The 14,077-nt window shown below is 53.9% G+C and carries 10 protein-coding genes; 3 read left to right on the top strand and 7 right to left on the bottom strand.

Annotated features, from left to right (window positions below; translation table 11 throughout):
- Positions 1-552 precede the first annotated feature (552 nt).
- The 5 genes from LRP54_RS05740 to LRP54_RS05720 form a co-directional block, all read right to left on the bottom strand.
- On the bottom strand, positions 553-1,479 hold the full coding sequence (locus tag LRP54_RS05740) for a zinc-binding dehydrogenase (RefSeq protein ID WP_231235362.1): 927 nt from the start codon (positions 1,477-1,479) through the stop codon (positions 553-555).
- 65 nt (positions 1,480-1,544) lie between these two features.
- Positions 1,545-2,402 (bottom strand): carbohydrate ABC transporter permease, encoded by an 858-nt coding sequence (locus LRP54_RS05735; RefSeq protein WP_231235330.1) that lies wholly within the window; start codon positions 2,400-2,402, stop codon positions 1,545-1,547.
- Positions 2,395-3,267, bottom strand: coding sequence for a carbohydrate ABC transporter permease (locus LRP54_RS05730; protein WP_231235329.1), 873 nt, complete (start codon positions 3,265-3,267; stop codon positions 2,395-2,397). The genes LRP54_RS05735 and LRP54_RS05730 overlap by 8 nt, the downstream gene beginning before the upstream one ends.
- A gap of 60 nt (positions 3,268-3,327) precedes the next feature.
- Complete coding sequence (locus tag LRP54_RS05725) at positions 3,328-4,602, bottom strand: ABC transporter substrate-binding protein (protein ID WP_231235328.1); 1,275 nt, start codon at positions 4,600-4,602, stop codon at positions 3,328-3,330.
- Positions 4,603-4,629: 27 nt separating this feature from the next.
- Positions 4,630-5,562 carry a dihydrodipicolinate synthase family protein gene (locus LRP54_RS05720; protein ID WP_231235327.1) on the bottom strand — a complete coding sequence of 311 codons (933 nt, stop codon included), beginning with the start codon at positions 5,560-5,562 and terminating at the stop codon, positions 4,630-4,632.
- Positions 5,563-5,863: 301 nt separating this feature from the next.
- Here LRP54_RS05720 and LRP54_RS05715 point away from each other — a divergent pair, with 301 nt between their 5' ends.
- Both LRP54_RS05715 and LRP54_RS05710 read left to right on the top strand, forming a co-directional pair.
- Positions 5,864-6,643: a GntR family transcriptional regulator gene (locus LRP54_RS05715; protein WP_231235326.1), complete on the top strand. Its 780-nt coding sequence runs from the start codon at positions 5,864-5,866 to the stop codon at positions 6,641-6,643.
- A gap of 176 nt (positions 6,644-6,819) precedes the next feature.
- Positions 6,820-7,083 (top strand): hypothetical protein, encoded by a 264-nt coding sequence (locus LRP54_RS05710; RefSeq protein WP_231235325.1) that lies wholly within the window; start codon positions 6,820-6,822, stop codon positions 7,081-7,083.
- Here LRP54_RS05710 and LRP54_RS05705 read toward each other — a convergent pair.
- The gene (locus LRP54_RS05705) at positions 7,080-11,603 is read right to left on the bottom strand and encodes an SHIRT domain-containing protein (protein ID WP_231235324.1); all 4,524 of its coding nucleotides are present in this window, start codon (positions 11,601-11,603) and stop codon (positions 7,080-7,082) included. The two genes, LRP54_RS05710 and LRP54_RS05705, sit on opposite strands and share 4 nt — an antisense overlap.
- A 620-nt stretch (positions 11,604-12,223) precedes the next feature.
- Here LRP54_RS05705 and LRP54_RS05700 point away from each other — a divergent pair.
- Positions 12,224-12,730, top strand: coding sequence for a DUF1440 domain-containing protein (locus tag LRP54_RS05700; protein ID WP_231205568.1), 507 nt, complete (start codon positions 12,224-12,226; stop codon positions 12,728-12,730).
- A gap of 112 nt (positions 12,731-12,842) precedes the next feature.
- Here LRP54_RS05700 and LRP54_RS05695 read toward each other — a convergent pair whose 3' ends face one another.
- Positions 12,843-13,856: a hypothetical protein gene (locus LRP54_RS05695; RefSeq protein WP_231235323.1), complete on the bottom strand. Its 1,014-nt coding sequence runs from the start codon at positions 13,854-13,856 to the stop codon at positions 12,843-12,845.
- Positions 13,857-14,077: the final 221 nt, after the last annotated feature.

Raw genomic sequence — 14,077 nt, 5'->3', positions numbered from 1 at the left:
TCTTTTTCCTACTCTACCGTCACGTCACGTCGCTCAGGCCTAACGACTCGGCGCTAATCACCAGAACAACAGGAGGGAGGCACAAATGGAGGCCCGTTTTATCCTTCAATCGGCAGAACAACGGGAGGGAACCCCTTCGGGTGGCGAGAGATTCTTCGCTCACGCGGGTTGAGCGTGCGCTGGCCGCAGAAGCGCCCTCGAGTGATGAGAAGCGGAAGTGACTGCGCACGCAGGGAATACCTTGTTTGATTCGCTGTGTGTGAGATAGAGGCCCCGCGCACAAAAGCAGGGCCCCGCTTGCTGAGGGGCAGGTCACCGCCCCTACCGGCTCTACCCGCACGCAAAAGCAGGGCCTCCGCTCACTGAGGGGCAGGTCACCGCCCCTACCGGCTCTACCCGCACGCAAAAGCAGGGCCTCCGCTCACTGAGGGGCAGGTCACCGCCCCTACCGGCTCTACCCGCACGCAAAAGCAGGGCCTCCGCTCACTGAGGGGCACCCCGATCATAGAGAGCCACCTCAGCCAACAAATCAACGTATTCAGGAGGGCGAAGCTATTCCGCAGGCGCTTCCATACTTGGGACGAGCAGCACTTTAAGACGGCCTTGCTGGGGAACAGAATGCAGTTCAAATGCCTTCTGAGCATCCCACGGGTGGAATCGGTGAGTCACCCCGATCTCGTAAAGCTCTGGGTGTTCTGCGACGTAACGTTGCCCTTCTTCAAGGAAACGGATCCAGTCGGTTGTCGTACACGCATGCATAGAGAGATGTTTTTGGAGGAACTTCTTGAGGGGAAAGACCGCCCACTTTTCAGCAAGCCCGAACTCTACGAAGTGTCCGTGTGGGGCGAGTGCCTTGATTGCGGCGATCACCAAATCCTGATCGTGCCCGATGGCATCAACAACCACAGCGGGAGCCTCTGTCTGTTCTCCCTTCTGGACCCACTGCTCGACCGAATCGTGAACGAAATGGTCGATACCGAAGTGTTCAGCGACTTCAGACCGATCAACTCGGTCAATGCCAGTGACCTCGAATCCTTTAGATTTGAGCACATGGCAAAAAGCTAAACCAAGAGGCCCAAGCCCGAATACAGCGGCGTGCCGGTTAGGTAGCTCGGCGGGAATCCTCGCGACAGAGTTCAGCACGGTAGCAACCGGCTGGGCGGTTACTGCCTCGATCTGAGGAAGCCGCGGATCCACTGGAACAAGGTTGCTGTCCGGACAGCGGAACTGCTCCGCAATCCCAATGTACTGTGGTAGCGCCCCAACGACGAGGTCCCCGACTTTGAGCCTGGCAGATCGGGTGGCAAGAACTTTCCCCACGACTTCATGCATCGGCGCTCCGGGCACTATTTCCCGGCTTGAGGACCCGCTCGTTCGTCCGAAGAATGTGGGGAGGTCACTGCCGCACAGCCCGCCCGCGACGAGTTCAGCGATGACTTCTCCTGGTTCCAGAGTTTCTTTATCAGGCGCATCGATCATGATGCGCTCAAATTTTTGTGGCGCTACTAGCTGCATCGCCCATATTTTTCTTTCGGCTTTGTCATTCATTTGACCGCTCCAAGGAGGAGTCCTCGGGTGAGGAATTTCTGAACAAACATGTATATAACCACGGCAGGCAGTACCGAGATGAGCGTGGCCGCCATGACGATCTCCCACGGTGTCTGGTTGTCAATGAGCCGCGCGACGCCGACCGTGACGGGAGTATTTGCTGCCTGCCGTGTCAGTATCAGCGGATACAGGTACTGACCCCAGCCTGTGAAAAAAGAGAGAGCAAACGCAGTGGCGATTCCAGATTTTGAAAGGGGAAGGACAACTCGGGTGAGAATTCTGATCCTGCTTGCCCCATCAATTGCGGCAGCTTCTTCGAGAGATAGAGGGATCCCGTCAAAAAAGCTTTTCAGTAGAAGCACGGTGAAAGCAATTCCGGTGGAAACAATCGCAAGTATGACCCCCAAGTATGCGTCATAAAGATGCATGTCACGAAGCATAAGGAACAGCGGGATGACTATGATAACTTGTGGGACCAGTTGAGACACAAAGACGATGGTCAGCATCGTTTGCCTGCCGACGAACCTGAACCTTGAGAAGGCGTAAGCCGCGAATGTGCCGAGCAGGACGCACAGCAGTGATGTCCCTACCGCGTAGATCAGCGTGGCCCGCAGGAAACTCAGCAATGGGATTCTGGTGAACACGTCGATATAGTTTTTCCACTGCCAGTCCGCAGGATAAAGGAAACTTTTACCAAGGTTTTCGTACTTGGTGAGTGAGGCGCAGAAGGCCGCATAAAGGGGAAGCATCGTGAAAGTAACCCAGAAGATGATGATGCCCCATCGAAGCGCTGCAGTGAAGAAGCGGCTTAGTGTGCTGCCGCTTGTCCGTTTCCTGTTCGTTACTTTACGCATTGTTTTGCTCCTGTTTTTTCAGCGCGACCCATCCGATGAATGTGACGACCAGGAGCGTGACTACCGCGATGGCGGCTCCACCGCCGAGGTCGTTCTCGATAAACACCTTGTTGTAAATGTCGAGGGCGATAATTCGCGTGGAACGCCCGGGGCCGCCATTAGTCATCACGAACACTGAATCGAAGATCTGCAGTGTCCATGCGGTTATCATGAGGATGGAGATTGCTAGGACAGGACGGATCGAAGGTAAAGTCACGTGGATGAAGCGGCGAATGGCACCAGCGCCGTCTAATTCTGCTGCTTCGAGTAGCTCTTCAGACACGGTGCTCAGGGCTGCTGTCATTGTGATTATCATGAAGGGTGTTCCCTGCCAGATTCTTACGATAATCACCATAGCCAATGCTGTATCATGTCCAAGAAAGCTGATGGGCGCATCGATGAGCCCTAACTGCATCAAGAGTTCGTTCAGAATGCCAAACTGCGGATGGAGCACCCATGTCCACATGACGCCAGCGAAGGCGTGCGGCACGACCCAAGGAATGATGACGAGGCCTCGCACGATTGCTTGTCCTCGGAATGGCTTGTTGAGCGCTAAGCTGACGGCCATGCCGACCAGAACGACTCCGAGCACACCAAAGACGACCCACACGATGGTGGTGATGAGTGTGCCTCGGAATTCATCTGTGGCCAGGTACTTGTAGTTCTCGAAGTTGTTCCAACCCGTATAGCCTTGGATAACGTTGGAGTCACCAAATGAGAACTTGAAAAGGTTGACGATCGGCGTGCCGAGTACTCCGAATAGGAGGGCCGCCAAGGGCAGGATGAACAGGTAGGGTTCAAGCCCGAGTGTAAGAGACTTCTTCATTGAGGTCCTTCCATGAGAGGCTGGTGGGTGACCTAGTGGCCACCCACCAACCATTTCGTCTTACTCGTAGATTTCCTGGTGCCTCTCACGCATGGCCTGCAGAACATCTTCAGGAGACTTCTGGGCGGTGAGTAGCTGCTGAAGCTCCTCTCCGTTGACTGTCCATAATGCACCGGTTTTGAGGGAGATACCTTCCACAACGCCATGTTCCAGCGCAGCGGTAGCTACCTTCCACAGTTCGCCCTGATAGGTCGCGGCTTCGCTCTTGAGGATGGGTGCCGACCCGTAGGCGGTGTGTTTGATCTGGTTTTCGGTTTCCATGAAGAACTCCAGAAGCTTCATTGCTTCTTCCGGATGTGCGCTATTCGTTGGAATGAACCAGCCGCCAGCGCTGATGGCTGAGGTTGAGGTCTGTCCCATTGGGGCTGGCAGCTCAGCTACACGAAATTTCCCGTCTTTGAGGCCATCACGGATCTGATTCTGCATGTGGATCAAATCGAATGCCATACCAACTTGGCCGTCCCGGAACAGGGTGCGCGTGTCGAAGCGGCCGTATTCGACGACATTCGGCTGCGCGATGTCCACAAGTTCTCGCATGAACTTTAGGGTCTGGAGAGCTTTCGCGTCATACTTTGAGTCATCGTACAGGTAGCGTTTGGCCTGAGGATCCCAAGCAGAACCACCGATAGCTCCAGCAAAGAGCGATTCGTAAAGGCCTGATGTTTCCCCTCCTCCTGGTTTTGAGAACAGGGCGATGCCACTCGCATCAGTTTTTTCTGCGATCTGTCGGCCGGCTGCGAGTAGGTCCTCCCAGGTTTTTGGCGGGTTGTCGGGATCTAAACCGGCTTTCTCAAAGAGTTCCGCGTTGTACCAGAGGAAAAGCGGTGACACGCCCGCAGGCACAAGATACTGTTTACCTTCGTACTGCCCAGCTTGCAGGAGCGCAGGGAAGATGTCCTCTTTCAATTTGGGTGACAGCTTGTTGGTCAGGTCAGTAACTAGGCCTTTTGACGCGAGATCAAAGACTTCGCTGGGAAGGTGGTACATCAGATCCGGGAGGGTGCCGGATGATGCCATCACACCTATGCTTGTGGTGGCGTCGTTCCAGCCGAGGTCTTGCATGTCGACTTTGATGCCGGGGTTTGCTTCTTCAAACTTCGCAATCATCGGCTCGAATATCGGTCGGAGGATTTCCGGGGTTCCGGTACGCATCAGAGTGAGCGTGACTTGTTCCCCAGTCCCACTGTTTTCTTTGTTGGAGGCTCCGCCAGCACATGCGGTGAGGGTGAGAGCTGCGGTTCCTAGGACCGCAACCAAGCTACGCCAAGACTTCATTGTCTTTCCTTTCAATTTTGCTGAGGGTCAGATCAGACCACACTTGGCGATGGTCTTGCGGATTTCTGTTTTCTCCTCGTCCGTTAGTGTCGGGCATGGGATTCTTGGGAATCCGCCGACTGAGCCGACGAGATCAGTGACATGTTTCAAGAGGCTTATCACTTTGTATTCGCCGCCTTCACCGGAGAAACGGACCGCAAGATCCATGTATGGGCGCAGTTGATCTCGGATTTCTTTGGCTGTTGCGAAGTCGCCGCGACTACGGGCGGCCCAGATTGCGGCGCTTTGTTTGGGCGCGAAGTTCGCCATAGACGAGATGAAGCCCGAGGTGCCAAGTAGTGCTGCCATTGGTTCAAGGAACTCGCCGTGGCCGTTGACGACCGAGAGACGGGTTCCTGCGATGTCTGCGCTTCTGCCCATTTTGTAAAAGGAAGGGGTGCATTCTTTGAAGCCTACGACGTTCTCAATGTCAGCAAGCTCGTCAATGATGTCTACTGGCATGTCTAGTCCCATGACTTCCACGTTGTTGTAGATCAGGATTCCGATGTCTACGGAGGAAGCAAGTTTCTTGATAAACCCGATGATGCTGCGTCGGTCTTTCGGTGGGTAGTAGTAGGGCGCGAGTGCCATCGCGCCGATTGCACCGTGGTCTTGGGCGTAGCGGGCTAGTGTAATGGCTTCGTCGAGGTTCGTTGAGTTACAACCGGCAACTACGTTGAGTCGATCACTGAATTCGAGGGCTACATCGAGGACGCGGTTGCGTTCGTCTAGGCTCATTGCGCCGCATTCGCCGGTGCTGCCGCCTACGACAATCACTGAGTTTGTGGAGTCTACTCCGTTTTCGATCATGTAATTGAGGTTCTTCCGGTAGCCTTCCGCATCGAAGGTACCGTCTTCAAGGAAGGGTGTGATGCTGATTGCGCAGATTCCATGAAGACCTTGTTGAAGGCGTTTTGCCATTGCTGCTCCTATGCTAGCTCATACATTTTTGGTTCGATCCAAATCCATCTTTGGACTAGACCTAAATGACAGCATAGACCAGACCTGTGAAACTCACAAGAAGAACCAGGTGTGTTTGATTGATAAGGTAAACTCTTTGTCGGCGCTAGGCTCTAGTTCGGGTCAGGAAGCCTGAGCTTTGTCCGCGCGCTCAGGGCATCAACCATGGGTTGCCCAACGTGGCAGTACCGTCTGAACAGCAGTGTGGAAACGCTGCTTTAGGGCGGTCCCCTCACAAACCAACAGTTAAGAGAGGGAATCTATGAACCTTCTGCCGAACAGTGTCGAGCCTCGACTTCACGTCGTTGCTACTGAATCCCAAGGTACCCAGAAAGCCCATCTACGCATCGCCGCGGCCATCGAGCAAGAGGTACGAGAGGCACTCCTCCCCCATGACTGTATCCCGCCTGAACGGGAACTTGTGGAGCGCTTCGGCGTGAGCCGCACAACTGTTCGCAACGCCATTGATACGCTGGTTCAGCGCGGGCTCCTCTATAAGATTCCAAAGTCCGGTACCTATGTCAGCGAACCAGGACCTACCATGTCGCCGCTGACCATATCGTCCATTTCTGAGAGTATGGGCGGGTTTGCTCAGGACACACGCATCGAGGTGACTGAAATCCTCATTGGTGAAGCCCGTGGAAATGCGGAGATTACCGAAGTGTTAAACCTTCGCCCATCTGACCTGACTATTACGATCCGCCGGCGGCGTTACATTGACGATAAAATCGTTGCTTTCGAATGCAGCGTATTCCCGTATGGGCTTGTCCCTGGCATCGAAAAGGAGCAGCTTGACGGGCCACTCTACGAGCTACTGAAGACGAAGTGGGGGCTGCAGGTTGAGCGGCTTCGACAGAAGGTCCGCGCCACAGCGTTGCGCGGGCGGTATGCGGAGTCCCTCCATGCCGAGACAGGGTTACCAGCACTGCACGTAGAGCGCATTGGCTATACCAGGTCCGGCATCCCACTGGAACGCTCGATCTTTATTTACCCGGGAGAAAAGCCAGCAATCGAAGTGAATATCATTGGTAATCAGGACTGACTGAGCAGGGAGTAGGTCCGGTATAGCCTGCGCTTCCGGACGCTGCCAAATCATTCCGTGATGACTTTAACGAGGAAGTCTCTGATCGACAGCGATTAGGCAATCGTGGCAGCAGCAGCGATGCCGCGTTGGAAGGAAATCTCTGATCGACAGGAATTAGGAAACACAGGCTAGTTGTGTCGATTCCGTGGTTTTTGTTTTTGTTTGTTGTGGAAACACTAACGCGCACGCTGCGCTTGAGGGTGGGCGGCGTCCTGCCAATCGACTACGAGTGGTTCGGCCGCTCGCACATGCTGCGCTTGAGGGTGGGCAGCGTACTTGTAACAGGTGTTTTTGTTGCTGGTTTTCTTGATAAAAAGCGTGTCCTTCTCACCTTAAACAAGCAAGAAGGACACGCACGCTCAACGCGATTTCTTTTGCTGAGAACACTCAGGCACTAGCCCCTAGCACGACGCTCCACACCACGCGCCACAGCGCCACAACCAGCCAAAGCACCCACCAGCACCAACAAAACCAGCACACCCGTACCCGTATTCGCTAAATGACGAGAAACAGGACGCACAGGAACAACAGTCACCTCATCAGACAAGCCACCCGAACCCGACTGGTCCAAGGCGCCACTTTCAGCCCCAGCATCAACCACCTCGCAACCAAGCTGATCGCGCGCAGGAGCACTCCACGACCAACGCGTACGAGCACCCTCAACAAACACAAACCCAGGCAACGGCTGCGCAGTCACAACAACAGTAGAACCATACTCATACGCATGCTCACCCGCATCAATCACACGACCATCCATCCTGTACACAACACCCTCAGTCAACGGAATCGTCACAAAAGGCGCAACCACACACGAAGAAGGATCCGACGCAAAAGGAGCAACCGGAGCAACACCCACCAGCTCAGACGCGCCACCCGACTGCGGAGAGTCACCCGACTGCGGAGAGTCACCCGACTGTGGCATATCGCCAGACTGTGGCGCATCACCGGACTGCGGCATATCACCCGGCTGTGGTTGCGGCTGCGGTTGAGGTTGCGGAGCTGGGGTTGGGGTTGGTTTCGCAGTGAAAACCCACGTACCAACAAAAGCCACATCCTCAACCCCAATAGTGCGAGCATTCTCATCCCAACCCTGGAAAGACCACGTGCCGTCAGAAACAGCCACCACGGCCTCAGCAGGAGCAGGAGCAGTCACCTGATCGCCCTTCACACCACTCACAGGCGCAGGCGCAACAAGTGAAGCAGGAAGCTCCATCCCCGCAGTAGCACTACGATACGTGAAGGTCGCGGCGTGCTGATTACTCGTGAAAGTCCACGTACCAACAAACGCCACATCCTCAGTATCAATAGTCTGGGAATCGTGATCCCACCCAGCAAAAGTCCATACACCGTCATTATCAGCATCAGCCACAGTGGAATGTTCAGGGGCCGGAGCGTTCACCACGGTTCCTTGAGAACCACTCTGATTATGCTGTATGACCAAAGACGCAGGAAGATCCTTGCCTTCTGTTCCTGAGCGGTAGGTGAAGGTGGCAAGGTGAGCATTCAACAAATACGTCCACGTGCCAACAAACGCCAGGTCCTCGCCAGCGAAAGTCTGAGAATCATGATCCCACCCCGTAAAGGTCCACACACCATCATCCTCAGCAACCTTATCCTGCTCAGGCATCGGAGCATTCACCACATCGCCCTTCCCGCCTGTCACAGGCGCAGGAGCGGTAAGCGAAGCAGGAAGATCTTTACCCTGCGTACCCGACCGGTAGGTGAAAGTAGCAGTGTGCTCATTGCTCGCAAAAGTCCACGTGCCAACAAACGCCAGATCCTCGCTAGCGAAAGTCTGGGAATCGTGATCCCACCCGGTAAAAGACCAGGTGCCATCAGCCACAGCCAGCACGGCCTCAGCAGGGGCCGGAGCAGCCACCTGATCGCCCTTCACACCCACAACAGGCGCAGGCGCGGTAAGCGAAGCAGGAAGATCTTTACCCTGCGTACCACTACGGTAGGTGAAAGTCGCGGTGTGCTGATTACTCGTGAAAGTCCACGTGCCAACAAACGCCAGATCCTCGCTAGCGAAAGTCTGGGAATCATGATCCCACCCTTGGAAAGACCACACACCATCACCCTCAGCATCAGCCACAGTAGCCGACTCAGGGGCTGGGGCGTTCACCACGGTTCCTTGAGCACCAGTTTGATTTTGTGGATGAACCAAAGACGCAGGAAGATCCTTACCCTGCGTTCCTGACTGGTAAGTGAAGGTCGCGGTGTGCTGGTTTTCCGCATACGTCCACGTGCCCGCAAACGCCAGGTCCCCGTCAGCGAAAGTCTGGGAATCATGATCCCACCCGGTGAAAGACCACACGCCATCACCCTCAGCCACAGTATTTGGCACAGGAACAGGCGCACTCACCACATCACCCTTCACACCAGTCACAGACACAGGAGCGCTAATAGAAGCAGGCAAAACCTTACCCTCAGTACCACTACGATACGTGAAAGTCGCAGTGTGCTGATTGCTCGCGAAAGTCCACGTACCAGCAAAAGCCAGATCCTCAACACCGAAAGTACGAGTGTTCTCATCCCACCCGGTGAAGGTCCACACACCATCAGCCTCAGCATCAGCCACCACGGTTTCAGCAGGAGCAGGAGCGTTCACCACGCCACCCTTCACACCCACAACAGGCGCAGGCGCAGCAAGTGAAGCAGGAAGATCTTTACCCTGCGTCCCCGACCGGTAAGCAAAAGTCGCAGTGTGCTCATTGCTCGCGAAAGTCCACGTACCAACAAAGGCTATATCCTCAGTACCAATAGTCTGGCTCTCGTGATCCCAGCCGGTAAAGGTCCATACACCATCATTATCAGCATCAGCCACAGTAGCCGACTCAGGGGCCGGAGCATTCACCACGGTTCCTTGAGAACCACTCTGATTATGATGTATGACCAAAGAAGCAGGAAGATCCTTGCCTTCTGTTCCTGAGCGGTAGGTGAAGGTAGCAACGTGAGCATTCAATAAATACGTCCACGTGCCAACAAACGCTAGGTCCTCGCCAGCGAAAGTCTGACTCTCGTGATCCCATCCAGTAAAGGTCCATACACCGTCATCCTCAGCAATCTTGTTCTGCTCAGGTGTCGGCGCGGTCACGACTTTACCCTTCTCGCCTGTCACAGACGCAGGGGCGGTAATTGAAGCAGGCAAGTCCCTACCTTGCGTCCCCGACCGGTAGGTGAAGGTCGCCTGATGAGTGGCTGGAGCAAAAACCCACGTACCTGTGAAAGTAACGTTGCTTTCCTCCACAGTCTTGGTGTTCTCATCCCATCCTCGGAAAGTCCACGTACCATCAGCCACAGCATCCTGTACGGACGTTGTCGAGAGTGCGGGAGCGTTGATTTCGTCGCCCGTGCGCTTACCGTTTTCGGTTTCCGGAAGAAGCTGAGTGATTTCCGCAGGAAGGGTACGTCCTGCTGTCTGAGAAGCTGTGTCTGCTTCAAAAGCGTAGGAAACCGCGTAGGACGGACGAGCGTAACGCAGGGTAAGGGTGACAGGGTTTTCCCAATCGTAGGTTCCTGTTAGTTCCTTATCATCTTGAACGTTAACGAAGGAGTACCCTTCCTTTGCAGGTGGGGTGACCGTCCATGTAGCGGCGCGGTTTTGTTCACTTTCCGCTTGGGCCTTATTCAGGGCACGGCCGTACATGACGACGCTGCTCTCGCCGTTAATTTCCAAAGGCTGTGAAGTGTCAGCGTCCACGTAGTTCACCGTTACCTTACCGGTGGGGTGCAGGTGAGCGTACTGCGCAGGAGCTTCCTTATCCGTGGTACTCAGCCGAGTCAAATTTCCCACGATGCTAGCGAGCTTCGGGTTGTACCCCATACGAGCGACGCTAACTGAGGCATCAAAACGAATACCACCGGCAAAAGTGACAACAGGGTCAGATCCTGTGGCAATTTCGTTATATTTATCGAGGCTAAGGTAGGAGTTCAGACCATTTCCACCCTCAGGCGTGTTCAGAGTCATTTCCGACATGAAATCGTCGTAGTTCATGGGAGCAATGACGGAAGCAGGCTGAAGAAGCAGAGGAAGGTTAAGTTCCTTGTAGGTTTTACCGCCGGCCTGAACATCAGGTAATCCTTCAGTGTTAATAGTGAAGGTCCACTCACCGGGTTTGTTTTCCACTGGTGTTTCGACAAAAAGGGGCGGGTTTGTCTGTGTGAGATCAGGTTTGAGCCAGCGAGACTTAAAGACAAGAGTGACTTGAGGTTCCAGTGTGAGACGCGAGTCGATGCGCGCTTTAACGTAACCGGAAGAACCATCAACCAGCCCAATACGTCCCCACAGAAGCGCAAGAGTATTGCGCAGCTTCTCGTAGTCGTAGCTCATTTTAAAAGCTGCTGGCTGCCCTTTATCAAGATTCAGAGGCTGCGATTCAGTGTAATCGTGAGAGTTGTTGAGCCACACCTTTGGCTCAACGGTTGCCAAAGCGGTGGCGGTAGAAGCGACAGAAGTCGGAGAAATCCACTGCTGGTACAGATCGAGTGTGGTGTTTCCTTCGGGAATATCGGTTTCACGTAGAACCTGGGTACCGCGATACCACTTACCACCGCCGGTGACGTAATTCTTCTGTGTGTACCAGGCGATAGCTTCTTTAGCACTCAGAACGTCAAGGGCTGCCATCCAACCGCCGTATCCGTAGGATCCTTGGTGTTTCCAAGCATTTCCTCCGGGAAGGCCAGAAGTAACCTGGTCATTCGCGTCGATACCTTCAAGGGAATCTCCGACGTGATACACCTTGGTGACAACAGTCGTGTCAGAAGCATTGTAGTTACGGTGGTAGTTCACCGTAAGAGTTCTTTCTTCATCCGCGAGGGCCGCAGCGACGGGAGGAAGGAATCCTGCGATGACGAGAGCCGCCACAGTAATAAGCGCAGAGCCACGCTTCAAAAGGGATTTTCCAGGTTTCTGCATGAATCTTTCCTTAGGAACACCTGCTTCAATACAGCGGGCGCAATGATACAAACACTCCTAAGTTACCCCCCCCCAACCGATCCTACAAAAACAGGGAAAATACGCCGTTTTCCGGGAGCATCCAGGTCAGGCATAAAGAAATATCTCCGCAAAACAGCAGGTCACAGGCCATTAAGCCCCAAATCTGCTCAAGCGAGAAAAATACGCCCCCCCCCGCTACAGAGCGTGATATTAGCTACAATTCCATAATTCCTGCGCGCCTAACCAATGGGATGCCCCACTTGGACCCTTGTGCCATGACTGGCGGGCTTGTACTTGCCGGGCGATAGCGGGCCGGGGCAAGTGATTAGCGCTTTGCTCGTTGCCCTTCCTCTGACATGTACCCACGCAAGCTAGGAACACAATTTTTCGGCATAATTTAGCCGGTCGGTGAAAATGTGTGCTCCACGCAAGCTAGGCACACAAAGTGGAGTGTCGTACCAGAGCAGTCAAACGCTTCACAATCCCCCGTAAGCCACGCATGTGGAGCGCTACTAAAATAAGGATTCTCCGAATGGTGCAGCACGGAATATTCTGCATATTCTCCGCGCGGCTCCAACAGTTCAGGAAAGAGGGGCGCAGTGTCATATTCACAGGGTAAGAAGGTGCGTGCAAAAACTTCAGGGACTTTTCGAAAGCTCGGGGTTGGCATTGTGGCGGGACTTGTCGGCGGGATGGTGAAAATTGGTTGGGAAGCCGCGCTGCCACCACGTACTCCCGCGCGCGATAACCCTAATCCGCCGATGCATCTGCTTGAACAAGTGGGGCTGTCGGAAAATCTGCGTCAGGCAACCCTTACCTATAACGAGAATAAGGTTCCCGTTACCGCACTCGCTATTCATCATGCGTTTTCTGTGGGCGCCGCTATTCCCTATTGCTTTGCCGCGCATCGTTACCCGTGGATAACAAAGTACGGTGGAGCTATTTTAGGTACAGGTGTTTGGGTAGGTTTTCACCTGTTCCTCCTCCCGGCGATAAAGACGATTCCAGCCGCTTACGACCAGCCAGCACAGGAGCATTTCTCTGAAGCACTCGGGCATCTTGTCTGGTCAGGGACTATTGAGGCCGTGCGACATTCGCTCAGCTAAAACACAAGTGCGCCCCCACATTCCACGCGTGGCGCGGATGTGAGGGCGACCTTAAGGTTAATGCCGGGAAGTGAACCCGGGCTTATTGTGCTGACATTTGTTCAGCGACTGCCTATTTTTGAATACGGCGACGAGTCAGAGTCAGTGCAGCTCCAGCTACAAGAGCCGTCATAACAGCACAGGCAGTTGCTCCGGTGGCAAAGCCAGTGTGAGCAAGTAAGTGACTTCCCTTGGGGTTGTGAGCTTTACCTGTTTCTTGATTATTCCCGCTCTGAGCTTTGTCGGAGCCAGCACCGGAATTGCCAGAAGCGCCACCAGTATTATCAGCAGCGTTCGTAGTAGCAGCATCATTATTCACAGCAGTCCCGCTGCCCGCATTACTAGCAGCACCGGTATTCGCAGCACCGGCATTGTTCGTGCCTGCACCTGCATCATTCACGCCCGCACCGGTATTGTTCGTGCCTGCACCAGCAGTATTATTAGCCGAACCTGCGGAATCCGAGGCAGTGCCATTATCAGTACTATCCGAAGCATTACCGTTATCCGCGCTACCCGACGCAGTGTCGTTATCAGTAGCACCTGAGGCGTTCTCCTCATCATGAGTATCTGCTGGTTCTGGATCTTTCAGAAGCAAGATATAGAAAGACCGGATAACGCGGGGATTACCCTCCGCTAAGTCAATAGTTTCACCGGGCTGACGATAAGGGTATCCTGAACCCGTAGCACCTTGCCCCACGTGATAACCCGCGATAGGCGCAAATTCTACCGTGTAGCTGCCAGCCGGTATTTCACTAAACTTTGGCCTAAAACCCTCCATAATTTCTGTTGGGCGATAAACCTTACCGGCTTTATTTTTCAGCACAAGGCCCATTGAAGCCGTTTGTTCCTCGGTAGGATACTCTTGCCGCGCATCACTGGACTCTTTGAGGTGCACATTAAACAGAGCAGTCACCTTAACGGTTGATTCAGGAGGATCTGCTTCTATGCTCTCTGCGGGCAAAGGTGCAGCAACCGTTTCAGCAGGAGCATCTGACTCATTGGATGCTGCCAGAGTAGGATAAGCAGCAATTGGCGCAGCGCATAAAGTAATTGTTGCTGCCAACGTGAATATTTTTAGCGATTTCAATGTTTCTCCTCACTGCGCGATGCGCAGACTGGGGGACTGAGGACTTTTACACGCTAGCAAATATTTTAATTTTTATATACAAGTATCTGCATACTGACATGAAGTAACGAGGCCGGAACGTATTTCAGCGATTCACACCTTCCACTTAAGAGTTCCCCCATTCCGGTGACACGCAAAGAAAAGGGGCATTAGGTCCCCCATTGGAATAGCGAATTGAAATA

Origin of the sequence: Schaalia sp. lx-100 (genome assembly GCF_021083625.1) — a bacterium.
Classification (GTDB): Bacteria; Actinomycetota; Actinomycetes; order Actinomycetales; family Actinomycetaceae; genus Pauljensenia.
This window is presented reverse-complemented; position numbering and strand designations above follow the sequence as displayed.